The 22,840-nt window shown below is 56.5% G+C and carries 25 protein-coding genes; 9 read left to right on the top strand and 16 right to left on the bottom strand.

Going from position 1 to position 22,840, the window contains the following annotated elements; translation table 11 throughout:
- Positions 1 to 5: 5 nt before the first annotated feature.
- Entirely contained in the window at positions 6 to 1,046 is a 1,041-nt protein-coding gene (locus AC8GFP_RS03555) for a pirin family protein (protein ID WP_506610284.1), read from the top strand.
- The gene (locus tag AC8GFP_RS03550) at positions 1,043 to 1,840 is read left to right on the top strand and encodes a crotonase/enoyl-CoA hydratase family protein (RefSeq protein WP_506610282.1); all 798 of its coding nucleotides are present in this window, start codon (positions 1,043 to 1,045) and stop codon (positions 1,838 to 1,840) included. Before AC8GFP_RS03555 ends, AC8GFP_RS03550 begins: the two co-directional genes overlap by 4 nt.
- 16 nt (positions 1,841 to 1,856) lie before the next feature.
- On the opposite strand, the gene AC8GFP_RS03545 is transcribed toward AC8GFP_RS03550, so the two are convergent.
- The 8 genes from AC8GFP_RS03545 to AC8GFP_RS03510 form a co-directional block, all read right to left on the bottom strand.
- Entirely contained in the window at positions 1,857 to 2,117 is a 261-nt protein-coding gene (locus AC8GFP_RS03545; protein ID WP_506610280.1) for a hypothetical protein, read from the bottom strand.
- A 155-nt stretch (positions 2,118 to 2,272) separates the two neighbouring features.
- Positions 2,273 to 3,433 carry an ABC transporter substrate-binding protein gene (locus AC8GFP_RS03540; RefSeq protein ID WP_506610278.1) on the bottom strand — a complete coding sequence of 387 codons (1,161 nt, stop codon included), beginning with the start codon at positions 3,431 to 3,433 and terminating at the stop codon, positions 2,273 to 2,275.
- Between the two features lie 21 nt (positions 3,434 to 3,454).
- A complete protein-coding gene (locus AC8GFP_RS03535) occupies positions 3,455 to 5,314 on the bottom strand; it encodes an AMP-dependent synthetase/ligase (RefSeq protein ID WP_506610276.1) in 1,860 nt (619 codons plus the stop codon).
- Position 5,315: 1 nt separating this feature from the next.
- The gene (locus tag AC8GFP_RS03530; protein ID WP_506610274.1) at positions 5,316 to 6,086 is read right to left on the bottom strand and encodes an ABC transporter ATP-binding protein; all 771 of its coding nucleotides are present in this window, start codon (positions 6,084 to 6,086) and stop codon (positions 5,316 to 5,318) included.
- A gap of 4 nt (positions 6,087 to 6,090) precedes the next feature.
- Positions 6,091 to 6,888: an ABC transporter ATP-binding protein gene (locus AC8GFP_RS03525; protein ID WP_506610272.1), complete on the bottom strand. Its 798-nt coding sequence runs from the start codon at positions 6,886 to 6,888 to the stop codon at positions 6,091 to 6,093.
- The gene (locus tag AC8GFP_RS03520) at positions 6,885 to 7,961 is read right to left on the bottom strand and encodes a branched-chain amino acid ABC transporter permease (protein ID WP_506610270.1); all 1,077 of its coding nucleotides are present in this window, start codon (positions 7,959 to 7,961) and stop codon (positions 6,885 to 6,887) included. Before AC8GFP_RS03520 ends, AC8GFP_RS03525 begins: the two co-directional genes overlap by 4 nt.
- Positions 7,962 to 7,964: 3 nt before the next feature.
- Positions 7,965 to 8,840, bottom strand: coding sequence for a branched-chain amino acid ABC transporter permease (locus AC8GFP_RS03515; RefSeq protein ID WP_506610268.1), 876 nt, complete (start codon positions 8,838 to 8,840; stop codon positions 7,965 to 7,967).
- 87 nt (positions 8,841 to 8,927) lie between these two features.
- Entirely contained in the window at positions 8,928 to 9,725 is a 798-nt protein-coding gene (locus AC8GFP_RS03510; protein ID WP_506610266.1) for a 2-keto-4-pentenoate hydratase, read from the bottom strand.
- Between the two features lie 103 nt (positions 9,726 to 9,828).
- Here AC8GFP_RS03510 and AC8GFP_RS03505 point away from each other — a divergent pair, with 103 nt between their 5' ends.
- Positions 9,829 to 10,632 carry a PPK2 family polyphosphate kinase gene (locus AC8GFP_RS03505; RefSeq protein ID WP_506610264.1) on the top strand — a complete coding sequence of 268 codons (804 nt, stop codon included), beginning with the start codon at positions 9,829 to 9,831 and terminating at the stop codon, positions 10,630 to 10,632.
- A gap of 1 nt (position 10,633) precedes the next feature.
- Here the strand turns inward: AC8GFP_RS03505 and AC8GFP_RS03500 are convergent, their stop codons facing one another.
- Both AC8GFP_RS03500 and AC8GFP_RS03495 read right to left on the bottom strand, forming a co-directional pair.
- Positions 10,634 to 10,912: a cupin domain-containing protein gene (locus AC8GFP_RS03500; RefSeq protein WP_506610262.1), complete on the bottom strand. Its 279-nt coding sequence runs from the start codon at positions 10,910 to 10,912 to the stop codon at positions 10,634 to 10,636.
- Positions 10,909 to 11,757: an alpha/beta fold hydrolase gene (locus AC8GFP_RS03495; RefSeq protein WP_506610260.1), complete on the bottom strand. Its 849-nt coding sequence runs from the start codon at positions 11,755 to 11,757 to the stop codon at positions 10,909 to 10,911. The genes AC8GFP_RS03500 and AC8GFP_RS03495 overlap by 4 nt, the downstream gene beginning before the upstream one ends.
- A 168-nt stretch (positions 11,758 to 11,925) precedes the next feature.
- Here AC8GFP_RS03495 and AC8GFP_RS03490 point away from each other — a divergent pair, with 168 nt between their 5' ends.
- Positions 11,926 to 12,885, top strand: a complete 960-nt coding sequence (locus tag AC8GFP_RS03490) for an MgtC/SapB family protein (RefSeq protein WP_506610258.1) — start codon at positions 11,926 to 11,928, stop codon at positions 12,883 to 12,885.
- On the opposite strand, the gene AC8GFP_RS03485 is transcribed toward AC8GFP_RS03490, so the two are convergent.
- Positions 12,875 to 13,255, bottom strand: a complete 381-nt coding sequence (locus AC8GFP_RS03485; protein WP_506610256.1) for a DUF423 domain-containing protein — start codon at positions 13,253 to 13,255, stop codon at positions 12,875 to 12,877. The two genes, AC8GFP_RS03490 and AC8GFP_RS03485, sit on opposite strands and share 11 nt — an antisense overlap.
- 87 nt (positions 13,256 to 13,342) lie before the next feature.
- On the opposite strand from AC8GFP_RS03485, the gene AC8GFP_RS03480 reads away from it, so the two are divergent.
- Both AC8GFP_RS03480 and AC8GFP_RS03475 read left to right on the top strand, forming a co-directional pair.
- The gene (locus tag AC8GFP_RS03480) at positions 13,343 to 15,112 is read left to right on the top strand and encodes a DUF1800 domain-containing protein (protein ID WP_506610254.1); all 1,770 of its coding nucleotides are present in this window, start codon (positions 13,343 to 13,345) and stop codon (positions 15,110 to 15,112) included.
- A 3-nt stretch (positions 15,113 to 15,115) separates the two neighbouring features.
- Positions 15,116 to 16,294, top strand: coding sequence for a DUF1501 domain-containing protein (locus AC8GFP_RS03475; RefSeq protein WP_506610252.1), 1,179 nt, complete (start codon positions 15,116 to 15,118; stop codon positions 16,292 to 16,294).
- Here AC8GFP_RS03475 and AC8GFP_RS03470 read toward each other — a convergent pair.
- Positions 16,291 to 17,493: a pyridoxal phosphate-dependent aminotransferase gene (locus AC8GFP_RS03470; RefSeq protein WP_506610250.1), complete on the bottom strand. Its 1,203-nt coding sequence runs from the start codon at positions 17,491 to 17,493 to the stop codon at positions 16,291 to 16,293. The genes AC8GFP_RS03475 and AC8GFP_RS03470 overlap by 4 nt on opposite strands.
- Between AC8GFP_RS03470 and AC8GFP_RS03465 the strand changes: the two genes are divergently transcribed.
- Genes AC8GFP_RS03465 through efp form a run of 3 tightly spaced genes read left to right on the top strand, consistent with a single transcriptional unit; the run spans position 17,492 to position 19,351 of the window.
- Positions 17,492 to 17,638: a hypothetical protein gene (locus AC8GFP_RS03465; protein ID WP_506610248.1), complete on the top strand. Its 147-nt coding sequence runs from the start codon at positions 17,492 to 17,494 to the stop codon at positions 17,636 to 17,638. The two genes, AC8GFP_RS03470 and AC8GFP_RS03465, sit on opposite strands and share 2 nt — an antisense overlap.
- Positions 17,629 to 18,765 (top strand): elongation factor P maturation arginine rhamnosyltransferase EarP, encoded by a 1,137-nt coding sequence (gene earP / locus AC8GFP_RS03460; protein WP_506610246.1) that lies wholly within the window; start codon positions 17,629 to 17,631, stop codon positions 18,763 to 18,765. Before AC8GFP_RS03465 ends, earP begins: the two co-directional genes overlap by 10 nt.
- 31 nt (positions 18,766 to 18,796) lie before the next feature.
- A complete protein-coding gene (efp, locus tag AC8GFP_RS03455) occupies positions 18,797 to 19,351 on the top strand; it encodes an elongation factor P (protein ID WP_506610244.1) in 555 nt (184 codons plus the stop codon).
- A gap of 128 nt (positions 19,352 to 19,479) precedes the next feature.
- On the opposite strand, the gene AC8GFP_RS03450 is transcribed toward efp, so the two are convergent.
- The 4 genes from AC8GFP_RS03450 to AC8GFP_RS03435 form a co-directional block, all read right to left on the bottom strand.
- Entirely contained in the window at positions 19,480 to 20,226 is a 747-nt protein-coding gene (locus tag AC8GFP_RS03450; protein WP_506610242.1) for a capsular polysaccharide export protein, LipB/KpsS family, read from the bottom strand.
- 157 nt (positions 20,227 to 20,383) lie between these two features.
- Positions 20,384 to 20,521 (bottom strand): hypothetical protein, encoded by a 138-nt coding sequence (locus AC8GFP_RS03445; RefSeq protein WP_506610240.1) that lies wholly within the window; start codon positions 20,519 to 20,521, stop codon positions 20,384 to 20,386.
- 41 nt (positions 20,522 to 20,562) lie between these two features.
- Complete coding sequence (locus AC8GFP_RS03440; protein WP_506610540.1) at positions 20,563 to 21,855, bottom strand: DNA recombination protein RmuC; 1,293 nt, start codon at positions 21,853 to 21,855, stop codon at positions 20,563 to 20,565.
- Positions 21,856 to 21,857: 2 nt separating this feature from the next.
- Positions 21,858 to 22,838 carry a 2-hydroxyacid dehydrogenase gene (locus tag AC8GFP_RS03435; protein ID WP_506610238.1) on the bottom strand — a complete coding sequence of 327 codons (981 nt, stop codon included), beginning with the start codon at positions 22,836 to 22,838 and terminating at the stop codon, positions 21,858 to 21,860.
- Positions 22,839 to 22,840: the final 2 nt, after the last annotated feature.

Here is a 22,840-nt window from a genome sequence, read left to right as displayed (position 1 = left end):
CAGCCATGTCTTCCAGCATTCTCAAAATTTCTCCCCTGTCGTTTCCATGGCAAACCATGGACCCGTTTTTGTTTTGTGTGCACCACCTGGACCACTACCCCGAAGGCAATGCCCAGATGGGGCCGAACGCCTCCTTGGCAGGGCGGCAAATGGGCAGCGACTTTGGCAACAAAGACGGCTGGAGCATGTACCACGGCCAAACCATTCCGGGCTTTCCATCGCATCCGCACCGGGGCTTTGAAACCGTCACCATCGTGCGCCAAGGCCGCATTGACCACTCGGACTCTTTGGGGGCCACGGCCCGCTTTGGCGATGGTGATGTGCAGTGGCTCACCGCTGGCAAAGGCATCGTGCATTGCGAGATGTTTCCGCTGCGCCACCAGGACCAAGCCAACACCTGCGAACTGTTTCAACTTTGGTTGAACCTGCCTGCCAAGGACAAGATGTGCGAGCCGCACTTCACCATGTTTTGGCGCGAGCACATTCACACCGTGCGCCATGTGGACGCCAACGGCCACGCCACCGAGGTGCTGGTGGTGGCGGGTCACTTGAACGACGCCCAAGGCTTGCCGCCCCCGCCGCACTCTTGGGCCAGCCAAGCGCAGTCCGACTTGGCCATCTTCACCATTCGATTAGAGGCTGGTGCGCAATGGACCTTGCCGCGCACGGCTCAGGCTGGCACCAAGCGGCAGCTGTATTACTTTGCTGGTCAAGCTTTGAACATCGCCGGACAAAGCATTCCAAAGCGCTCGGTGCTCGAGGTGGTGGCGCAAGACGACTTGCATCTGCACAACACGGGCAGCGATGCGGTGGAGTTGCTGATGTTGCAAGCCCGCCCGATTGGCGAACCGGTGGCGCAGTACGGCCCGTTTGTGATGAACACCCAGGCCGAAATCCACCAAGCCTTTGAAGATTACCGCCGCACCGAATTTGGTGGCTGGCCTTGGGGCGCTTCCGACCCCGTGCATTCGCGTGACACCGGGCGTTTTGCCCGCCATGCCGATGGCCGTTTGGAGGAGCGTGACGCCGACGAGGTGAAGACTTGAGCGCCACCGAAGGGCGCATTGACCACCTGGTGCAAGGCCCGGTGCTGCAGATCACCATCAACCGCCCGGCCAAGCGCAATGGTTTCACCCCGGCCATGTTCGCCCAATTGGCCAAGGCCTACAGCTTGTTGGACGACTCGCCCGACTTGCGCGTGGGCGTCTTGTGCGCGGCGGGCGAGCATTTCACGGCGGGTCTGGACCTGCCCAGCTTCGCGGGTCTGATGCAACGCGGCGAGCATGCAGCGGCCTTGGGCGATGTCGATCCAGTCAACTTAGGCACACAGGGTTTTCGCAGGCGTCAAAAGCCCTTGGTGGTGGCCGTCAAGGGCATCACCTACACCTTGGGCATCGAGTTGATGTTGGCCGCCGACATCGTCGTGGCCGCGGACAACTGTCGTTTTTCCCAACTAGAAGTCAAGCGCGGCATCATGGCCACTGGCGGTGCCACCTTGCGCATGGCCGAACGCGCAGGCATGGGCAACGCCATGCTGCATTTACTGACCGGCGATGAGTTTGATGCGACTGAAGCACTGCGGCTGCATTTTGTGCAAATGGTGGTGCCTGCGGGCAGCGAGTTGGCTGAAGCGATGCGGATAGCCCACCTGATTGCGGAACAAGCACCGTTGGCGGTGGTGGCCACGCGCTTGTCGGTGCTGCAAGCCATTGAGGAAGGCCCGATGGCAGCCATGGCTGGTTTTGACAGCACCCAGCAACGATTGGCCAACAGTGCCGATGCGTCCGAGGGCGTTCAGTCCTTCATTGAAAAGCGCCCAGCCCGGTTTCAGGGGCGATGAGTCGAGACCATCGGGTTTATTCGGTGGCGACCACTTCTTTCACGTAGGGTTTGACTTTGTAGGAGTTGTCACGCTGGATGCGAATGACCATGAAGGTGCAGTCTCTCTTGCGTTCGCCATTGCGGATCAAGTCGCAAAAGGTGCCACTGCCCGCGAACGAGGCTTTGCAGTAATTTTTGTCATCTTCCTGCTTTTTCAATGTGCAAGAACTGATATCCGCTGCAAAAACAGGGCTGGTGAAAAGAAACAAGATGAGCCACTTGGCGATGTTCATCATGGGCTAACAAAGTTGTTGGAAGCCAGTTATATCGGCATAAACACCAAAAACTACATAAAAACCCATGAAAAACAAGCCCTTAACAGGGTTTATGACAGTATTGTCATCAGGCCGCCCAGGCTCGGCGCAAGTCCATGGCCCGGGCAGCAATGATTTCAGTCGATTTTGTAATAGTCAGAAATGATTTTCCAGCGGCCGTCTTGGATTTGGGCCAAGCGGCTGCGGTTGGAGCCCAAGTGCTTGGTCTTAGAGAAACTGGCCTCTGGACTGCCAAAGAAATCGGTGGGGAAAGTCATGTTGTCCATGACTGCGACAAAACTATCCGTGGTGAGGTTGGGTCCGACCTTTTGCGCGGCTTTGATGAAGTTGTCAATGATCAAGTAGCCATACACCGAGAACACCGTGGGGTCTTCATTGAATTTGGTTTTGTACTTGTTGGCCCAAAAGCTGATGGGCTTGGAGGCCTCATCCAAATAAGGATGGGGCACGGTCATGGTGGCGTACATGCCGTCCATGGCCTTGCCACCGAGCTTGTGGATCAAGTCGGTGTAAGCAGCGCTTGAGCCAATGAAATGCGGGTTGAAGCCGGTTTTGCGCGACTCGGCAATGGTACCCACGGTTTCGCGAATGATGGTACCCAACACCACCATCTCACAACCGGCCGACTTCATGCGGGCCACCTGGGATGAAAAATCGGTGGCGCCACGTTTGAACGTGGTCTTCTCAGTGAAACCCATGTTGATGGTTTTCAAACCGGCCTCTGCACCGCGAAACACCTCCAAACCAAACTCATCGTCTTGGTAAATGGCACACACCTTGGTGATTTTTTTCTCTTTCACCAAAGCAGGAACCGCCGCACGCATTTGGTCGAAGTAGGTGGCAAAAATAGCGTACTTCAAGCGGTTGAAGGGTTCGTACATTTCACGTGCAGCCGTCACCGGAAAGAAGTTGATGATGTTCTTGTCAAACTGCACCGGCATGGCGGCGTTGTTTTGTGCCGTGCCAATGTGACCAGCCATGATGAAAATTTTGTCTTGGTTGACCAACTTTTGCGCCGCCAACACCGCCCGTTTGGGGTCGTAGCCCGAGTCCTCGGTGATGAGCTTGAGCTTGCGACCGTGCAGGCTACCCTGCTCATTCAATTCGTCAATGCGAAGCTGCATGCCGTTGCGCACGGCTTTGCCATAACTGGCCAGTGGCCCCGATAAATCCTGAATGGTGCCAATCGTGATTTCGGTTTTAGACACGCCTTGTTGTTGGGCGAACACGCTGGCACTGGCCAATGCCAGCAGCAGCCAAGTGAGTTTCAATTTCATTGCAGTCTCCTGTTGGTATGTTTAAGCACGGTACATCTCTTCGATCATGTCTTTGTACTTCTGCTCCACGAACTTGCGCTTGAGCTTCATGGTGGGCGTGAGTTCATCGTCTTCGGCGGTGAGCTGGGTATCCAGCAGACGGAAATGCTTGATTTGCTCGACCCGCGCGAACTTGCGGTTGACTTTCTCAATTTCGGCTTGTATCAGCGTCTGCACTTCGGCCGCCCGGGTCAGAGAAGCGTAATTGGAGAAAGGCACGTCGCGGTCTTGCGCAAATTTCTCCACATTGTCCAAGTCGATCATGATGATCACGGTGAGGTAGGCACGTTTGTCACCAATGACCACGGCGTCGGTCACGTAGGGTGAAAACTTCAACTCGTTTTCCCATTCACTGGGCGTGATGTTTTTACCGCCCGCTGTGATGATGATGTCCTTCATGCGGTCGGTGATGCGGAAATAACCGTCGGCATCGACGCTGCCCACGTCACCGGTGTGCAACCAGCCTTGGGCATCCACCGTTTCAGCGGTTTTCTCGGGTTGGTTCAGGTAGCCCATGAACACATTCGGGCCGCGAATCAACAGCTCTTGGGTGTTCGGATCGACCATCACTTCGTTGTATGGGCACGCAGTGCCAATGCTGCCCAACTTGATGCGGTGGGCTGGCATGGCGGTCGAGCCGCCGCAAGATTCGGTTTGTCCCCAGACCTCCATCATCGGCAAACCCAGCGCCAAATACCAACGCACCAACTCGGGCGAGATGGGTGCGGCACCGGTCACCAAGGTGCGAGCGCGTTGAATGCCCATCATCCTGCGCACATTGTTCAGGGCCAAGACATTGGCCAGATGAAACGCAGCTTTCAACCACAAGGGCACGGACTGCTGCGCCAGCACCCGGTCACTGACGGCATAACCCACGGCCATGCATTGGCGATAAACAAATTGTTGAAGCAGACCGGCTTCGGCAATGGCAATCGTCACCGCCGAGTAAAACTTCTCCCACACGCGTGGCACGGCGGTGAACGTCGTGGGCGCGATCTCACGCACGTTTTCGGGCACGGTGTCGGGGTTCTCAACAAAGTTGAACACGGTGCCGGTGTAAATGGAGAAATACTGGCCGCCCAAGCGCTCGGCCACATGGCACAGCGGCAGAAACAACATGCGTTCATCAGTCTCGTCTTGGCGCAACACCTGGTTGTAGCCCCGCACGATGTAGACAAGCGCGGCATGGCTGTGCATCGCGCCTTTGGGTTTGCCGGTGGTGCCCGAGGTGTAAATCAGGATGGCCAAGTCTTCAGGGCGGCGACTGTGCACACGCTGCTCGAACAAACCGGCGTTGGCTGCGTCGAAGGCGGCCCCCTCCTCGCGCAATTGGTCCAGGCTGATCACCATCGGGTCACTGAAACGGGTCAGGCCTTCCATGTCCATCACCACAATCAGTTTCAACTTGGGCAGCTGTTCACGCGTGACCAAGGCTTTGTCGAGCTGTTCTTCATCTTCAACAAACAACACGGTGGTGGATGAGTCCTCGCACTGGTACTGCACCTGCGGCGCCGCGTCCGTGGGGTAGATGCCATTGGACACACCACCGGCGCTCAGCACGGCCATGTCCGCCAAGACCCATTCCAAGCGCGTATTGGCCAAGATGGAGGCGCAGTCGCCAGGCGCAAAACCATGCGCTGCCAAACCCATGGCGAGTTGGCGCACCGCATCGCCGGTTTCATGCCAGGTCCAACCACGCCAGATGCCGAATTTTTTCTCGCGCATCATCAAACGCGGACCGCGTTGGACCACCGCATTCCAAAACACCTCGACCATGGTCTCCCCGGGCATCACCACGTGGGTGCTGCCTTGGGCATGGGCGGTGTTCCACAGTTGACTCATGTCATCTCCAGGTCTTTTTCTTTTTCCAACGACGCTCATCGCGGGCACCCGCTTCTTTGAGGCCGAGGTAAAACTCTTTGATGTCGTCTTTTTCACGCAAGCGGTCGCAGCTGTCTTCCATGACGATGCGCCCCGATTCGAGAACAAAACCATGGTCGGCCACGTTCAAAGCCATGTTGGCGTTTTGCTCCACCAACAAAATGGTGGTGCCGCGTTCGCGGTTGATGCGCACCACGATCTCAAAAATCTCTTGGGTAAGTTTGGGGGACAGGCCAAGGCTGGGCTCGTCCAACAAAATCAAATCGGGCTCGCTCATGAGGGCGCGAGAGATGGCCAACATTTGCTGCTGTCCGCCGGACAATAAACCTGCGTCTTGCTGGGCACGTTCTTTCAGAATAGGGAAGTAGCCAAACACCAATTCCATGTCGCGGGCGATGGCGTCGCGGTCTTGCCGGGTGTAAGCCCCCATCAACAGGTTGTCTTTCACCGACAACAGTGGAAACACCTCGCGGCCTTCGGGCACATGCACCAAACCACGCTGCACGATCAATGCCGGGTCCATGGGGGTGATGTTGTCGCCCTTGAAATGGATGCTGCCTTTGCGCGGATCGATGATGCCCGAAATGGTTTTCAAGATGGTGGTTTTGCCCGCGCCATTCGAGCCCAACACCGCTGCAATTTGACCGCGCAGCACCGACAGGCTGACGCCGCGGATGGCGCGCACCGGCCCATAGGCGCTTTCCACATTGTTGAGTTGCAGCAAGGCGTCCATCGCGTCAGGCCTTTCGCCGCAAATTGGCGGCGTCAAAACTGCCGCCCAAATAGGCTTCGATGACTGCTTCATTGGCCTGCACCTGGGCTGGTTCGCCCATGGCCAAGACCTCGCCCTGGTTCATGGCCAACACCCGGTTGCTGACCTTGGACACCAAACTCATGTCGTGTTCCACCATCAGCACGGTGATGCCCAGGTCGTGTTGAATGTCCTGAATCCAAAACGCCATGTCAGCGGTTTCTTCCACATTCAAACCCGATGAGGGTTCATCCAACAACAACAATTTGGGGTCGGTGCTCAGCGCACGTGCCAACTCGACCACCTTGCGCACACCATAGGGCAAACCGGCCACCAAGGTGTCACGGTAGTGCTGCAAATCGAGGAAGTCAATCACCTCCTCCACTTTTTGGCGGGTCGCGCGTTCGGCACTGCGCACGGTGGATGTGAACAGCATTTGGCTCCAAAAGCCGGTGCGGTTGTGCACATGCCGACCGATGAGCAGGTTTTGCAACACCGTGGCGTGTTCAAACAATTCGATGTTTTGGAAGGTACGGGCAATGCCCATGGCGGCCACGGCATGCGGCGGCACATCACTCAAGCGCTGGCCCAGGAAATTCAAATGACCGGACGTGGGGGTGTAGATGCGGCTGATCAGGTTGAACACCGTGGTTTTGCCTGCGCCATTGGGGCCGATGAGTGTGAACACCTCGCCTTGGCGCACATCGAAGCTCACGCCATTGACCGCCAGCACGCCGCCAAAGCGAACGGTTAAATCGTGGGCGCTCAACAAGATGTCGCTCATTTGAGTCGGTCCGATTTTTGGAAACTTTTCTGCCGCTTGAACATGCCTTTGCGGTAGAAGGGAAAGAGTTCAAACCAGGTGCGAATTTTCAGCCAGCGGCCATACAAACCCATGGGCTCGAACATCACGAAGCCAATCAGCACCAAGCCATACACCACGGCTTGCAAGCCCGGCGCCTGACCAATGGCGGCTGGCAAAAAGTCTTTGCCCAAGGTGATGAGCTGCGGCATGGTGATGAGGAAAATCGCGCCCAAGAAAGCGCCATGCACCGAGCCCAAACCGCCAATGACCACCATCAGCAGCAAATCAACGGATTGCAAAATGCCAAACTGGTCGGGGCTGATGAACTGCATTTTGTGGGCGTACAAAGCACCACCAATACCGGCCAAGGCCGAGGACATCATGAACGACAAGGTTTTGTAATAGGCCAAGTGAATGCCCATGCTTTGGGCTGAAATTTCAGAATCGCGAATGGCGACAAAGGCACGCCCCGTCGGGCTGCGCAGCACATTCAACACCGCCAAGGTGCAAAGCACCGCCAACACCAAGCACACGGCATAAAACTTTTCACCGCTGTTGGCTTGCCAGCCCAAGATGGAGATGACCTTCACATGGATACCCGCATTGCCGCCGGTGACGCTTTCCCAACGGGCCAAGCCCTCTTCCACGATGAAGCCGAAGGCCAGGGTGGCAATGCCCAGGTAAATCCCTTTGACGCGCAGCGCAGGCAAGCCCACCACCGCGCCCACGATGGCCGACAGGCCCGCGGCCATGGTCACACTGACAGGAAATGAGACGCCATGGCCAGACAAGACTGCTGCCACATAAGCGCCCACGCCCATGAAGGCTGCGTGGCCAATGGAGAACAAACCGGTGAACCCAGCCAAGACCATGAGCCCCAAACCCACGATGCCGTAAATCAAGACAAAGGTGAGCTGCGCCAACCAGTACTCTTCCATCAACCACGGTGCCAAGCACAGCAGCAACAGCAACAAGCTGTAGGCCCAGACATGGCCACTGTGTTTGGCCAGTTGAATGTCTTGGTCGTAGCGGGTCTTGAAGATGAATCGCATGCTTCAGACCTTCTTGCGCAGTTTGTCGCCAAACAAGCCATTCGGCTTGAAGACCAACATCAACAAGACCACCACATAGGCCGCCACATCCTTGAAACCTTCGGGCAACCAAAAACCGGCCATGGCTTCGACCACGCCAATGATGATGCCGCCGACGATGGCCCCGGGCAAGCTGCCAAAACCACCCACCACGGCGGCTGGGAAGGCTTTCAAGCCAATGAAACCCATGTTGGCATGCACAAAGGTGATGGGAGCCAACAGCAAACCCGCAATGGCTGCCACCGCTGCAGCCAAGGCCCAGACCATGCTGTTCAAGCGCTTGACTGGGATGCCCATGTAATAAGCGGCGAGTTGGTTTTGCGAGGTGGCTTGCATGGCAATGCCGACACGCGAGTACTTGAACACGACATACAGCACTGCACACAACAAGGCGGTACTGCCGATCACCACCAGCTGCGGCGCACCGAGAACCACACCACCAACATTGAAAGTCAGGTCTTTATAGGGCACCTCGAAACTGTGGGTTTCGGTACCGATGTCGGGGATCATGGTGATGCCCCCGCGAAGGACATAGCCAATACCGATGGTCAGCATGACGATGGCAAAAGCAGGCTCACCCAAGACCGGGTTGATGACCACGCGCTCAATCAACCAACCGATGCAGGCCATGACCAACATGGATGCGACCACCGCCAACACAAAGGGCAATTGCAAATAGCTGACAAAGGCCAGACCGCAAAATGCGCCCAGCATCATCAATTCGCCTTGGGTGAAGCTAACGGTTTCGGTGGCCTTGTAAATCAGCACAAAGCCTAAAGCAATCAGGCCGTAAATACAGCCTTGCGCTACACCACTCAAAATCACTTGAAGTTCTTGCATGATGCGGCGAAAAGATTCCTTCGAATATCACTTTTATCGAAACTTGAGTTTTCACTTTATCACTGCTTTTCAGTTCAAGGGGAAACCCTAGGAATCCTCAGTGAAGGCCACGGCCAACTGGCCCAGCACGCCAAAGTCGGCCAGCATCTGATCGCCTTGATTCACTGGCACAGGCACCACGCAAGTACCGGTGATGACCGTGTCACCTTGCCGCAAGTGCAGACCATGGTCTTGCAATTCGTTGGCCAACCAAGTGAGGGCCAAACGCGGGTCGCCCAAGACATTGGCCCCCACGCCATCGGCCACCCATTGGCCCTGTTTGAAGACCTGCACCTTGTGTGTATCCAAGTCCAGTTGCCGCCAAGATGCTGTCACCTCTGGGCCAATGACCACATGGCCCGCGCAGGCGAAGTCGGCAATCAAGGAAGCTTCACCCACATGCTCAAACGCGGTGTAGCGCGAGTTGGGAATTTCGATGGCCAAGTGCAGGGCCTCCACCGCGTCCATCGCATCGGCAGTGGACAAGGGTGCTGCGCCTCTGCGAAGCACATCGCGCTTCATGCGAAACGCAAACTCGGCTTCCATCACGCGCATCAGATTGCCTTGCAAGCTCACTTGTGCGCCTGGCAATAAACGTCGAGAGCGCAGCAAGCGACCCGCCAAAGGACCGCTGACACCAATGTGTTTTTGACCCGCTAGGCTGGTGGCTGCAATCTTCCAACCATATGTGCTGTCTTGGGTGGCCTCAAACAAAGCTTGTTGCACGCTGTAGCCTTCAGCGCGGTTTTGCGGCCGGTGGCTGGCGTCCAAGCTGGGAAGAGCTTGGATGTTTGACCAAGCAGGCAAGAGTTGCTTGGCGGCGGATTGAATCAAGGTCTGGTTCATGGCTTGGCAGAGAGTGATGGAAAGCCTGATGCGTTTGCAAAGCAAACCGCTGTGCTGAAACGATTATGACTAAACTTGCTTCATCGCATTCAAGCAGACCATCATGAGCAAACCCAATTTCAACGCATGGCGCATCCAACCAGGGGCCTCTGTGTCGCTAGAGGACATGGACACCGAGCCCGCGTCTTCTTATCAGGACGAGGTCGATATAAAGCCCTTATTTGAGAAATTAAGCAAGCTGCAATCCACTCTTTATGCAGCCAAGACCAAGGGCTTTTTGCTGGTATTGCAAGGCATGGACACCGCTGGCAAAGATGGCGCCATTCGCCGTGTGTTCTCACATGTCAGCCCCCTGGGCGTGCATGCCTATGCATTCAGTGCGCCAACCGACGAAGAAAAACGCCACGATTTTCTGTGGCGCATCCACAGCAAAGTACCTGGCCGTGGTGACATGGTCATCTTCAACCGCAGCCATTACGAGGATGTGTTGGTCACCCGCGTGATGAAATGGATTGATGAAGACACGGTGCAACGCCGCTATGACAACATCAGACACTTTGAGTCCTTGTTGGTTGCTGAAGGCATCACCGTGCTCAAGTGTTATTTGCACATTTCGAAAAAAGAACAAAAGAAACGCTTGCAAGCCCGCATCGACGATCCAGACAAAAACTGGAAGCTGCAAGCCTCCGACTTTGAAGACCGCAAACTCTGGCCGTCCTTCATGAAAGCTTACGAAGACGCCTTGTCAGCCACCAGCACCGCACAAGCTCCTTGGTATGTGGTGCCTGCAGACCACAAACGCTACCGTGATTATTTTTTGACAGAGTTGTTGGTGCACACGCTTGAAAAAATGGACTTGCGATTACCCCAATCGAGCTTCAACCTGTCGCAAGCCAAGCTGGACTGAGCTAGTTGGCGCGGGCCACCCAGACGGTGGCGCCTTCTGCGCCGTAGTGTTCCGCATGGGGAATATTTCGAGCCAATGAAAAAGCTTGTCCGGCTTTGTACGTGGTTTGCACCTCGCCCACGGTCAGGGTGAATTCACCACGCACCATGAAGGCAGTCACATCAAACGGATGGGTGTGGGTGTCAATCACCAAGGACGGGGCCCATTCGCGCACCAAGCATTCGTGGTAGCCAATGGTTTGGGCGGCGGCGCTGAAGTCTTCGAAAGTTTTTGTTGTCATGGGAGTTGCTTTAAAAAATCAAGAATCATGCTGTTGAAACGGTCGGTGATTTCGGTCATGGGCACATGACCGCACTGGTCCACCAATTCATAGCGAGCATGTGGCAACAAGGGCTTCAAGATGGGCACATGGCAGACTGGTAAAAACTGGTCTTGTTGACCCCAAATGACCAAACTGGGGCAGCGGATCTTGGCGATGCGGGCATGAAAAGCTTGGCGCGGCGCGGCATGAAAACCAGCAAAGCCCAGCAAGCTGCGCAAAGTGGTGAGAAACACGGTTTGCGCATGGGGTTGCTGGGCCAACATCAGTTTTTCGGCCACCAGGTCGCGCGTGACAAAAGACTTGTTGTGGAATGCCAATTTCCAAATCATGCCCAAGCCAAACATGCTGGGCTTTGTGAGCAGCTCGCCCAAAACAGGAATGCTGGCCAAACGGAAATTGAACAAGGTGTCCACGCCCACACCGGCCGGTGCAGACAACACCAAGCTGTTCACGCGTTCTGGGTGCATGGCCGCGCATTCCATGGCGATGCGTCCGCCCATGGAGTTGCCCACCAAGTTGACGCTGGACAAACCCATGGCATCCATGAAATCAAACACAAAGCGCGCTTGGGATTCCATGTCGTAAGACGCATCAAGGGGTTTGTCGCTCAGGCCACAACCCAATAAGTCGAGAGCGATGACACGGTGTTGTGTGGCCAAGGCCGCGATGTTGTGTTCCCACTCCAACACCGAGCAACTGATGCCATGCAAAAGCAACACGGTGGAACCGCTGTCGCCCTGTTGCCAGTAGCGAATGCGGTGGCCTTGCACTTGAATGTATTGGTCGGGTGGTCTGTTGTTCATGCCAAGAGGTTACTACGCCACATACGTCCAACGACTAGAGAAAACCAGAAGCCAACAATGTGACTTTCTCATTCACCTGTCTCAGAAAGCTGTCTTATGCTTGAAGAAATTCCTTGTACTTAAGCTACATCGCTACCATGGTGCTTTACAGCAGTGATTGAGAACAAGATGGAATGGCAGGGATCTTCAACGGCATGGCTAACCGCCCTGGGCTCGGGCGTGGTGGTGGCGGTTTTGTTTCACGCGAGAGAACCCTTGCTGCGCATGAGTCGCGATTTGATTCGAAAAGACGAATTGAATGATTTGTTGTGGCTGTGTGCCTCGGCCCTGATCATCTTGCCCTTGCTGCCCCAAACTCCGATTGACCCCTGGGGCGCCCTCATCCCTTATGCCTTGTGGCGCATCGTGGTCTTGGTGATGGCTGTCGGCATGTTCGGTCACATCGCTTTCAGGGCCACTGGCACACGCTGGGGTTTTCCGATTGCAGGGTTTTTCTCTGGCTTTGTGTCTTCCACCGCCTGTGTCGCCAGCATGGGGCACCGCATCAAAGACAACCCGCATCTTCTGTATGCCGCCAGCGCTGCGGCTTTGTTGTCCATCTTGTCGTCGTTGATGTTGTTTGGCATGGTGTTGGGTGCCACATCCCCATCTCTGCTGAACGCTCTGCTCCTGCCATTGGTGTTGGCCGCATTGGCCTTGGGTGCTGTCGCCGCATGGTATTTCCGACAAATGGAAGACTTCGTGTCGCCCGATGTGGACAGCACCACCAGTGCCTTCAAAATTTCACATGCACTGTTGATTGCCGCCATCATTGGTTTTGTGTTGCTGGTCTCTGCTTGGCTGCGTGAATTGTTTGGTGATGCAGGCACCTTGGTGACGGCGTGGATTGTGGCCTTGGCTGAAATTCATGCGGCTGCCGTGAGCGTGGCGCAATTGGCAGTTGATGGCCGTGCGCAACCCGAGGTTGTTCAGTGGGGCGTGTTCGGCATTTTGGCGTCAAGCGCAGTGGCGCGATTTGGTGTGGCGTGGGTATCGGGTGGCACAAAATACGCCATGCTGGTGGGCGCTGGCTTGTTCGCCATGGTGTTGGCATGCGCCATCGCCATGGGTTTGATCATCAACTTTTAGCGCGAAGCGCTCCAATCAGCAACAACCATCCGGCCACAAACGCCATGCCGCCGTAAGGCGTGACGACTCTAAAGGCATCCACGCCTGCCAAATGAATCAACAAGATGTTCACACTGAACATCAACAAGCCCAGCAAAAACAAAACACCCGACCACAGATGCAGTGGGTGCGAACGTGGTCCCATGCCCATCCAAGCCACCAGCAACAAGGCCAAGCTGTGAAACTGCTGCATTTGCAGCGCCGACTGTAACGAGCGCAAAGCAGGGGCGGACAAGTCGGCCCCCAGATGCGCCACATACGCGGCCAACAACACGCTGGCAGCAGCCATCACACAGGCGACAGCAAACAGGGCTTGGTTAGCGATTTTCATGAGAAGTAGACCTTGGCAGCTGGTTATGATTTTTGAATGAAGAAAGACAAATTTAATTCATGCATTGTTTCATGGTGTCTGATGTTCATGCTGGGCACAACCCAAGCCGCAGACAACAACACCAAGCTGTGGTCCAACGACCTCTCTCCCCTGCCCGCCTCTGAGTGGAACGCCGACCGGGCCAAGCATTTGCTGGAACGCGCGGGCTTTGGCGGCACACCCCAAGAGGTGGAACGCTTGGCCCGCATGACGCCTGCGCAAGCGGTGAAAAGCCTGGTGCGCTACCAACACACCCCTGATAAGTTCACTCCCTTCCAAGACTCGGGCTCGCACGATGCAGGCTTGGAGCCTTTTGCCGTGTCGCGCCCTGCGGCCACCGATTTGGCCAAAGCCACGGGCGAATCTTTGGGTGTGAAGGTCAAGCCCGAGGGCAACCGCAAAGCACAACAAGTGGCCGACCGGTATTTATACTGGCTGCGAGCTTCGCGCTTGGAAACACATCGCTTGGGCTATTGGTGGGCCAACCGCATGCTGACCACGCCGCGTCCTTTTCAAGAAAAGATGACGCTGTTTTGGCACGGCCACTTCGCCACCACCGAAGAGAAAGTGCGCGACTACCGCAAGCTGCAAATTCAAAACGAATTGCTGCGTCAACATGCCACGGGCAAGTTTCGCGACCTGCTGGTGGCGGTGGCCAAAGACCCGGCCATGCTGGCCTTTTTGGATGCGGGTGTGAACCTCAAGGGCGCACCGAATGAAAACTTTGCCCGCGAGATCATGGAGTTGTTCACCATGGGCGTGGGCAACTACACCGAGCAAGACATCAAGGAAGCGGCACGTGCTTTCACCGGTTGGAACTACCAAGGCTTGAAGTTCGTCATCAACCCCAGCCAACACGACGACGGTGTGAAAACCGTGTTGAACCAAACCGGGCGTTTCAATGGCGAACAAGTGATTGACATCTTGTTGGCGCAACCCGTTACCGCCGAGTTCATCGCGGGCAAGCTCTACCGCTACTTTGTGCGCGAAGACTTGTCAGCAAGCCATCAACAACAACTCGGCAAGCTGCTGCGCGACAGTCGCTACGACACCGCTGCCTTCATGGAAACCGTGTTGTTGTCGAAAGATTTTTACAGCTATGACAGCGTGGCCACGCGCATCAAATCACCGGTGGAATTGGTGATCTCCACCTATAAAAAAATGGGCTTGCAAGCCGTGCCAGGCATCCCCGACTTCAACGAACAAACCGAGTTGCTGGGCCAAAAATTGTTTTACCCGCCCAATGTGGCAGGTTGGGCCCACGGCAGAAGTTGGATCACGCCAGGCCTGTTGTTGGCGCGGGGCAATGTGATTTACGACACGGTGTTTCCGCCTATCGATTTTGTGGCGGCTGACCGTGTGCCCAATGGCTTGTACCAAATCAACCCGGTGGCGGACAAACTGGCGCAAGGCCAGGACATCACCACGGCCACCAAACCGGTGGGCAAAGACGCGGGCGAGATGTCCATGTCCAACCAAGGCGACCGCGACGAAGACTTCAACACCCGCTTGGCCAGCTACCACGCTTGGCGCAAAGCGATTGAAAAAGTCAAACCCATCGAACGTGCCACCGCGCAACTGAACGTGTCGGCCATGCTGCGTGCCGCCAAATGCCAAACCACCGACGATGCGGTGGCGCATTTGGCGCAACGTTTTTTGTCAGCGAAGCTGAGCGCCGATGTGCAACAACGCATCGCTCACATGCTGGCCCAAGACCTGGGCACCCGACAACTTTCTGAGGCCGACAGCTACATGGAAGACGCGTTGCGCAACGCGCTGCATGTGATCTTGTCGCTGCCTGTTTACCAATTGGGCTGACCCATGACACACAGACGACAATTTCTACAAGGCTTGGCTGGCATCGGTTTGGGCGCTGCCCTGCCCTCGGTTCAGGCCTTGGCCACCGACCCGAACCGCATCTTGGTGGTGGTGGAACTCACCGGTGCCAACGACGGCTTCAACACGCTGGTGCCTTATGCAGATGATGCGTATTACCGTTTGCGCCCCAAGCTGGGCATCCGCGCCAACAAGCTGCGCAAAATCGACGACAGCCACGGCTTCAACCCGGGCATGGCGGGTTTTGAACGCTTGTTCAAGGACGGGCAGATGGCGGTGGTGCATGGCTGTGGCTATGACAACCCCTCGTATTCACACTTCACCTCGGCCGCCTATTGGCACACCGGTGTGCCCAATGGCGGCGAGCCCTATGGTTGGCTGGGTCGCTTGGCTGATGCCATCGACCCGCAACTGACGCCGAATTTTTTGGTGAACATTGACGAGCGCCAATCTTTGGCGGTGCGTGCTGCCAAGCATGTGCCGGTGGTGTTTGACGACCCCGAGCGCTTTGGCCGCAAAGGTTTGTTCCAAAGCCGCCCACTCATCGACAAACCCATTGAAGGCCAAGTGGTGTTGAACACCTCGCACCAATTTTTAGAGGATGTGGCGCAAAGCGCTCGTTTGGCCTCAGCCCAAGTGCGGGCGGCTTGGCAAAACTACAAAACTCCGGTGGACTACGGCATCTTGCCGATGGACTTGCCCAAGGTCGCGTCCCTGATTCACGCCAAACTGCCCACGCGCATCTACCACACTGCTTACCGACACAACGCGTTTGACACCCATGTGCACCAGGCCGAGCAACACCAACGTCTGCTCACCTATGTGTCCGATGGTGTCAGTGGCTTCATGCAAGACATGAAACGCATTGGCCGCGACAAAGACGTGACCGTGATGGTCTATTCCGAGTTTGGACGCCGCGCCGCCGAGAACACGAGCCTGGGCACCGACCACGGCACCGCCAACCATGTGTACCTGATTGGCCAGCCTGTGAAAGGTGGCCACTATGGCCAAGAACCCAGCCTCACCAACTTGAACGCCGAAGGCAATGTGCTGCACACCACCGACTTCCGCCGGGTCTATGCCACGGTCATGGCGCAGTGGATGGGTGCCAACAGCCAAGCCTTGTTGAATGGCAATTTCGACACCTTGCCGGTGTTTGTTTAAAGCGTGTTTTTCCGGATGAAGTCCGCCATGCGTGCAATACCCGCCTTGATGGCTTCATCAGACGCGGCATAGCTGAAGCGGATGTGCTGACCATCGCCGGGCACGCGAGCTCCAAAATGAATGTCGGCCAACACAGCCACGCCAGCTTCGAGCAACAAGCGTTTGCGCAACACCTCGGAGTCGGCGCAACCGGTGAGGCGGCAAGCCTCGGTCACATTCGGCCACGCGTAGAAAGCACCACCCGGTGTTTTGCAACTGACGCCGGGCACTTGGTTCAACAAGCCCACAATCAAATTGCGACGGCTTAAAAACACATCGCGCATGTGTCGTGCATCATCTTGCGGACCGTTCAAAGCTTCCACACCAGCCCATTGCGTGATGTGCGAGGCACACGACTCGGTGTTGGTGATCCAGTTGGTGAAATAAGGCGCTAGTTTTTTGTTGGCTGAAAAGCCCAAACGCCAGCCGGTCATGGCCCAGGTTTTCGAACACCCATCGGAGAGGATGGTGCGCTCTTGCATGCCGGGCAAGGCAGCGATGGATTTGAATTCGCCGTCATACACCAGTTGCCCATAAATCTCGTCGGCAAACACCCACACTTGCGGGTGCTTGCGCAAGATGTCGGCGATGGCTTCCAGGTCTTGTGCGGTCAGGATGCCGCCCGTGGGGTTTTGCGGTGAATTCAAAATCAACAGCTTGGTGCGCGGCGTGATTTTCTCGGCCAGCTCTTGCGGGTCGAAGCTGAAGTTGCGTTCTTCGCGCAGGTAGATGGGCACACCCACAGCGCCATTGGCCTTGATTTGTGATTCATAAATCGGGAAACCCGGCACCGGGTAAATCACTTCATCGCCAGCGCCAAAGTCGGTCACCGATTGGATGGTGTAACCAATGAAGGGCTTGGCACCGGCGCCCACCACCACATCATCGGCGTCCACTTTCACGCCACGGGTGCGGGTGAAATAGTCGGCTGCTGCTTGGCGCAATTCTGGAATGCCTGCTGACGGCGTGTAGCCATGCTTGCCGGTTTGAATGGCTTTTATTCCCGCGTCTTGGATGTTCTTCGGCGTGTGAAAGTCGGGCTGGCCAATGCAAAACGAAATGATGTCGTGGCCTTCGCGAATGAGTTTGTTGACCTCGGCCAACACCACAAACGCGTTTTCAGTGCCCAGGTTTTGGGCGCGTTGACTGAGTTGGGTCATGCTTGCATCTTTCCGTGTGCGTTTTTCGAATGGCCGAAGTGTAGACGCTGAACATACCCACACCGGCCTGCAAACAGCCCTGCGTTTTCATGCCTTAAGCTTGCAAGCCTTTGACAGCATTGAAGAAAGCACCGATTGCAATTGACCACACAGCGCCTTGATTGGGCGGTTTTCTGTCGCGTGGTGGACAACCACGGCGACCTGGGCGTGTGTTGGCGACTGAGTAAACAGTTGGCCGCGCGGGGCCACACGGTGCATCTGTATGTGGACGATGCCTCTGCTTTGCAATGGATGGCCCCAACAGCTTGCGAGGGCGTCAGTGTGTTGCCTTGGCCCGATGATGCAGCGGTATTTGTCGCCAAAGAATTGCCGCAGGTGGTGATTGAAGCCTTTGGCTGCGAACTGCCACTGGGCTACCAAGCGGCGATGGGCTTGGCACCCCAGCCGCCTGTGTGGGTGAACCTGGAATATTTCAGCGCCGAGCCTTCTGCGCTGCGCAACCACGGCCTGCCCTCGCCCGTCATGCACGGCCCCGCCAAAGGTTTGACGAAATGGTTTTTCTATCCCGGCTTGAGCCCGCACAGTGGCGGCGTGTTGGGGCCCGGTGTGGATGGGCGCGTTTTCAAAGGCCAGCAAACATCCTCAGGTTCACAAAATGCATTACCCGCCAATGTCCACCATGTTCATGAACCAATGTCCTTGCAACACGACAAGCTTTCTTTGCCAACCAAACCACTGCGCATCAGCTTGTTTTGTTACGAGCCCGCCAGTTTGGGGCTGTGGCTACAGCAGCTGCATGAACAATCACCCGCTGTGCAGTTGACCGTGACCGCTGGTCGGGCCACGCAAGCCGTGCAACATGCCTTGCAAGATTGGCCTGAAACGCCCGGCTTTGAAGTGACCGAACTGCCCTACCTGCCGCAGCCCGCGTTTGACGAGATGCTGGCGGCGCACGACCTGAACTTGGTGCGCGGCGAAGACTCTGTGGTGCGGGCGATTTGGGCGGGCAAAGCCTTCTTATGGCAGATTTACCCGCAAGACGATGGTGCCCATTGGCCCAAGCTGCAAGCTTTTCTGCAAGCCACCCAAGCCCCGCCGTTGGTGGTGCAAGCGCACCTGGCTTGGAACGCCGAGCAGCCCACACCGCTGCCCGCTTTGACGCCTGATCACATGGCGCCATGGACCGCTTGGGTCCAAGGTTTGCGTGCTCGTTTGCAAGCCGAAACCGACCTGCTGACCCGCTTGGAAGGCTTCGTGGCGGCGCACGGCTAAAATAGCCGGTTTTCCAAGCCCCACACCTTTTATGAAAATCGCTCAAGAAATTCGCGCCGGTAACGTCATCATGCACGGCAAAGACCCGATGGTCGTGCTCAAAACCGAATACAGCCGTGGTGGCCGCAACTCCGCCACCGTGCGCATGAAGCTCAAAAGCTTGATCGCCAACTTCAACACCGAGGTGGTGTTCAAGGCCGACGACAAGATGGACCAGATCGTGCTGGACAAGAAAGAGTGCACCTACTCCTACTTCGCCGACCCCATGTATGTGTGGATGGACACCGAGTTCAACCAGTACGAAGTGGAAAACGAAAACATGGGTGATTCACTGAATTACCTCGAAGACGGCATGTCCGCTGAAGTGGTGTTCTACGACGGCAAAGCCATCTCGGTGGAACTGCCCACCAGCGTGGTGCGTGAAATCACCTGGACCGAGCCCGCTGTCAAAGGCGACACCTCGGGCAAAGTGCTCAAGCCTGCCAAAATCTCCACCGGTTTCGACATCAACGTGCCCATCTTCGTGGCGCAAGGCGACAAGGTGGAAATTGACACCCGCACCGCTGAATACCGCAAGCGCGTCTGAGTTTCAAACGCCCACAAAAAACCGCCTGCCCGTGAGGGTGAGGCGGTTTTTTTTGTGGCACTTTGGCCCCCAAACCGGGCTTGGTGGCTCTGGCATGGACGCCGTCGCCACGCACTGGCACAACAAGCTCAGGTCATGGCAGCCGACAGCAAAGAGAGTTCATGTCGAATCGTGCCCATGTCGGTGAGCGCCATGTCGTCGTGGCCCATGCGCCCAGCCAAGCGGCTCATGTAGCGCGGGTAGCTGAACATGGCCCCGGCCACCAACTCGTCCAAGCTGATTTGGCGCGAGCGTGGGGCCATGGGCACCAGGTCGGTGGTCAGGCCCCAACCTGAATAGAAGGACTGGGCATAACAACTGACTTTTTTGCCGCGCATCAGCGCCTCAAAACCGGCCAAGGAGTTCATGACGTGCACCTCGTTGACCTTGGGCAGCAATTGCGACATGGGGACATCGCCCGCGCATTCATCGCACCAGAGCAGCAGGTTGTTGGCACCATGGCCTTGGGCTTGCATGCGGGCCCAGACCTCGGGGTGGGGTTTGTAAACGATGTAGGCGTCGGCGTGGGCTTGGCACACGGCTTTGAGCAACACCAGGTTGCAGCGCAGGCTGTCGCCGCCCAACCTCAAAGAGGAGTCGCTTTCGGCCTGGCCCACCACCAAGATGACCCTGTCGTGGTTGACCGGTCTGCGCCACAGCGTTTCGCTGCTGGTGCAGCGCGTGAGCCCGGCCATGACCAAGCCGTGCCGAAAGGTGGCCGCACGCAACAGCATGTCGGTGGGGAAATGGGTGTCGTGCAACAAGCCTTCCAAGTCCGAACGGAACAGCGAGGGTTCGAGCAAGGGGGTTTGCAGGTTTTCAAGGGTGAACGTCATGGCAGCAGCCTCAATGTCAACTTCTAGGACTACACCATAACAAACTTATGAGTTATTTTTAGTGCATTAAAGACACAAAATCATGTTAAATAGAGGCAAAAAATTCCCATTTCATTAGCAAGTGCTTGATTTCATTGGAAATTCTCAGGGTTGAGCACTAACTGCGCCAAAACCCTTGCCACTGATAACCCAGCATGCGCCACAGCCGCCGCGCTCGGCCGTGCATCAAATGCCCCAAGCGGCCTTGGTCTTGCAAGGCCTCACGCTGCGCCAAGATGCGCTGCAACACTGCCATGCATAATGGCCAGCCGCCTGGCGCGTACTACTAAAGGTTGATTAAGACTCTGCGTCCCCAGCATCGGGCTGGTCCAGTGCCTCTAGCGGCAACCTGGCCAAAGCCTCGGCCTCGGGCAAGGCCTCCACGCCTTTCAACACACGGCGCATTTGCTTGCTGCGGGTGTCGGCGCGGTCCAGGGTGTCGGCGGCTTTTTGCACTTGCTCGCGCACCTTGGACACCCATTCGCCGTAACGGTCAAACTCGGTTTTCACCGCGCCCAACACCTTCCACACCTCAGAGGCTTGTTTCTCCAAGGCCAAGGTGCGAAAGCCCATGTGCAAGCTGTTCAAAATGGCCAGCAAGGTGGTGGGCCCGGCCAAGGTCACGCGGTAGTCGCGTTGCAACAAGTCCATGAGGCCGGGGCGGCGCAGCACCTCGGCGTACAAACCTTCCACCGGCAAAAACAAAATCGCAAAGTCGGTGGTGTGGGGTGGCGCCAAATAACTCTCGGCAATGCTCTTGGCCTCTTGGCGAATCCGCACTTCCATGGCTTTGGCGGCGGCCTCGGCACCAACCACATCGGCGCGGTCTTGCGCATCCAGCAAACGCTCGTAGTCTTCACGCGGAAACTTCGCATCAATGGGCAACCACACACTCACGCCGTCGTCGCTGCGGCCGGGCAACTTGATGGCGAAATCCACACGCTGGTTGCTGCGTGGTTTGGTTTCCACTTGCTTGCTGTACTGCTCGATGGTGAGCACCTGTTCCAGCAAGGCTTCGAGTTGCACCTCGCCAAAAATGCCGCGCGTTTTGACGTTGTTCAAGACCCGCTGCAAGTCCCCCACGCCTTGCGCGAGGTTTTTCATTTCACCCAAACCGTTGTGCACTTGCTCGAGGCGTTCAGCCACTTGTTTGAAGCTCTCGCTCAAGCGTGCTTCCAAGGTGGATTGCAGTTTTTCATCCACGGTTTGGCGCATCTCATCGAGCTTGGCCACGTTCGTTTGTTGCATGTGTTGCAGCTGCTGGTCCAAGGTTTCGCGCACCTCGGCCATGCGGCGCGTGTTGCCCTCGCCCAGCGCCAACAACTGGCTGTTCATGTTGGCTTGCATCAAGGCCAGTTGTTCTGTGAGGGTTTGTTGAAACTGCGCCAAGCTTTGGGACAACTCTTGACGGTCATTGCGCGAGGCTTCCATGATGTCGTAGCGCAGCTCTTTGCCCAGGCGGTCCATTTTTTCTTCCAACAGGACAAACTCATTTGGCACTTGAGGCTTAGTCGACATGCGGCGCATGAGGAACATGGCCACAGCAAACAGCACGGCCATGCTGAGAACCACAAGCCAGTTGCTGTCCATGCTCATGACAACACCTCTGGATTCAAGGGGGTGAGTGCTTTGCCTTCATTGAAGAAGGTGATGAGATTGTTGGCCGCCAACATGGCCATGCCCAAACGCGTGTTCTTGGTGGAGCTGGCGATGTGCGGTGTCAACACCAGGTTGTGGCAAGTCAGCAATTCGGGGTGCACTTTGGGCTCGCCTTCAAACACATCCAAACCGGCTGCGGCAATTTGGCCAGACTGCAAAGCCTGCGCCAAGGCTGCGTCATCGACGATGCCACCCCGCGCAATGTTCACCAAGGTGGCGGTGGGTTTCATCAAGGCCAATTCAGCGGCACCGATGGTGTGGTGCGCTTCTTTGGAATACGGCACCACCAACACCACATGGTCGGCGGTTTGCAACAGTTCAGACTTGCTGACGTACTGTGCTTTGCAGCCTGCTTCTTTTTCAGGTGCCAAACGACTGCGGTTGTGATAAATCACTTTCATGCCAAAGCCATGCGCTGCGCGGCGTGCAATGGCTTGGCCAATGCGCCCCATGCCGATGATGCCCAGCGTGCTGCCGTGCACTTCAGCGCCGCAAAAAAAGTCGAGTTTCCAGTTGTGCCAATCGCCTCGGCGAATGTAGTTTTCGCCTTCGGTGATGCGCCGCGCGGTGGCCATCATCAGCGCAAAACCAAAGTCGGCTGTGGTTTCAGTCAACACATCGGGCGCATTGGTGGCCACCACTTTGTAACGCGTCATGGCAGGTACATCAAAGTTGTTGTAGCCCACGCTCAGGTTGGCGCAAATACGCAGTTTGGGGCAGGCACTCAGCACCTGCTCGTTCACAGGCTCGATCCCCATGGTGAGCGCACCGTCTTGTTGGCTCAGCAGCGCGATCCACTCGTCCAAGGCGTAATGCTTGTCTTCTTGGTTGTGGGTGATGTTGAAGTGCGGGGCCAAGTGGTCCAGTGCTTCGGGGTAGATATGGCGGGTGACGATGATGCGGGGTTTGGACATGC

Source organism: Limnohabitans simekii (SeqCode) (assembly GCF_965234735.1).
In the GTDB taxonomy this organism is placed as follows: Bacteria; Pseudomonadota; Gammaproteobacteria; order Burkholderiales; family Burkholderiaceae_C; genus Limnohabitans; species Limnohabitans simekii.
This window is presented reverse-complemented; position numbering and strand designations above follow the sequence as displayed.

What these genes read in the sequence shown, in the direction of transcription:
- AC8GFP_RS03555 (WP_506610284.1), top strand. Translation starts at nt 6, where the DNA reads ATGTCTTCCAGCATTCTCAAAATTTCTCCCCTGTCGTTTCCATGGCAA.
- AC8GFP_RS03545 (WP_506610280.1), bottom strand. Translation starts at nt 2,117, where the DNA reads ATGATGAACATCGCCAAGTGGCTCATCTTGTTTCTTTTCACCAGCCCT.
- AC8GFP_RS03540 (WP_506610278.1), bottom strand. Translation starts at nt 3,433, where the DNA reads ATGAAATTGAAACTCACTTGGCTGCTGCTGGCATTGGCCAGTGCCAGC.
- AC8GFP_RS03535 (WP_506610276.1), bottom strand. Translation starts at nt 5,314, where the DNA reads ATGAGTCAACTGTGGAACACCGCCCATGCCCAAGGCAGCACCCACGTG.
- AC8GFP_RS03530 (WP_506610274.1), bottom strand. Translation starts at nt 6,086, where the DNA reads ATGGACGCCTTGCTGCAACTCAACAATGTGGAAAGCGCCTATGGGCCG.
- AC8GFP_RS03525 (WP_506610272.1), bottom strand. Translation starts at nt 6,888, where the DNA reads ATGAGCGACATCTTGTTGAGCGCCCACGATTTAACCGTTCGCTTTGGC.
- AC8GFP_RS03520 (WP_506610270.1), bottom strand. Translation starts at nt 7,961, where the DNA reads ATGCGATTCATCTTCAAGACCCGCTACGACCAAGACATTCAACTGGCC.
- AC8GFP_RS03515 (WP_506610268.1), bottom strand. Translation starts at nt 8,840, where the DNA reads ATGCAAGAACTTCAAGTGATTTTGAGTGGTGTAGCGCAAGGCTGTATT.
- AC8GFP_RS03510 (WP_506610266.1), bottom strand. Translation starts at nt 9,725, where the DNA reads ATGAACCAGACCTTGATTCAATCCGCCGCCAAGCAACTCTTGCCTGCT.
- AC8GFP_RS03505 (WP_506610264.1), top strand. Translation starts at nt 9,829, where the DNA reads ATGAGCAAACCCAATTTCAACGCATGGCGCATCCAACCAGGGGCCTCT.
- AC8GFP_RS03500 (WP_506610262.1), bottom strand. Translation starts at nt 10,912, where the DNA reads ATGACAACAAAAACTTTCGAAGACTTCAGCGCCGCCGCCCAAACCATT.
- AC8GFP_RS03495 (WP_506610260.1), bottom strand. Translation starts at nt 11,757, where the DNA reads ATGAACAACAGACCACCCGACCAATACATTCAAGTGCAAGGCCACCGC.
- AC8GFP_RS03490 (WP_506610258.1), top strand. Translation starts at nt 11,926, where the DNA reads ATGGAATGGCAGGGATCTTCAACGGCATGGCTAACCGCCCTGGGCTCG.
- AC8GFP_RS03485 (WP_506610256.1), bottom strand. Translation starts at nt 13,255, where the DNA reads ATGAAAATCGCTAACCAAGCCCTGTTTGCTGTCGCCTGTGTGATGGCT.
- AC8GFP_RS03480 (WP_506610254.1), top strand. Translation starts at nt 13,343, where the DNA reads ATGCTGGGCACAACCCAAGCCGCAGACAACAACACCAAGCTGTGGTCC.
- AC8GFP_RS03475 (WP_506610252.1), top strand. Translation starts at nt 15,116, where the DNA reads ATGACACACAGACGACAATTTCTACAAGGCTTGGCTGGCATCGGTTTG.
- AC8GFP_RS03465 (WP_506610248.1), top strand. Translation starts at nt 17,492, where the DNA reads ATGCTTGCATCTTTCCGTGTGCGTTTTTCGAATGGCCGAAGTGTAGAC.
- AC8GFP_RS03470 (WP_506610250.1), bottom strand. Translation starts at nt 17,493, where the DNA reads ATGACCCAACTCAGTCAACGCGCCCAAAACCTGGGCACTGAAAACGCG.
- efp (WP_506610244.1), top strand. Translation starts at nt 18,797, where the DNA reads ATGAAAATCGCTCAAGAAATTCGCGCCGGTAACGTCATCATGCACGGC.
- AC8GFP_RS03450 (WP_506610242.1), bottom strand. Translation starts at nt 20,226, where the DNA reads ATGACGTTCACCCTTGAAAACCTGCAAACCCCCTTGCTCGAACCCTCG.
- AC8GFP_RS03445 (WP_506610240.1), bottom strand. Translation starts at nt 20,521, where the DNA reads ATGGCAGTGTTGCAGCGCATCTTGGCGCAGCGTGAGGCCTTGCAAGAC.
- AC8GFP_RS03440 (WP_506610540.1), bottom strand. Translation starts at nt 21,855, where the DNA reads ATGGACAGCAACTGGCTTGTGGTTCTCAGCATGGCCGTGCTGTTTGCT.
- AC8GFP_RS03435 (WP_506610238.1), bottom strand. Translation starts at nt 22,838, where the DNA reads ATGTCCAAACCCCGCATCATCGTCACCCGCCATATCTACCCCGAAGCA.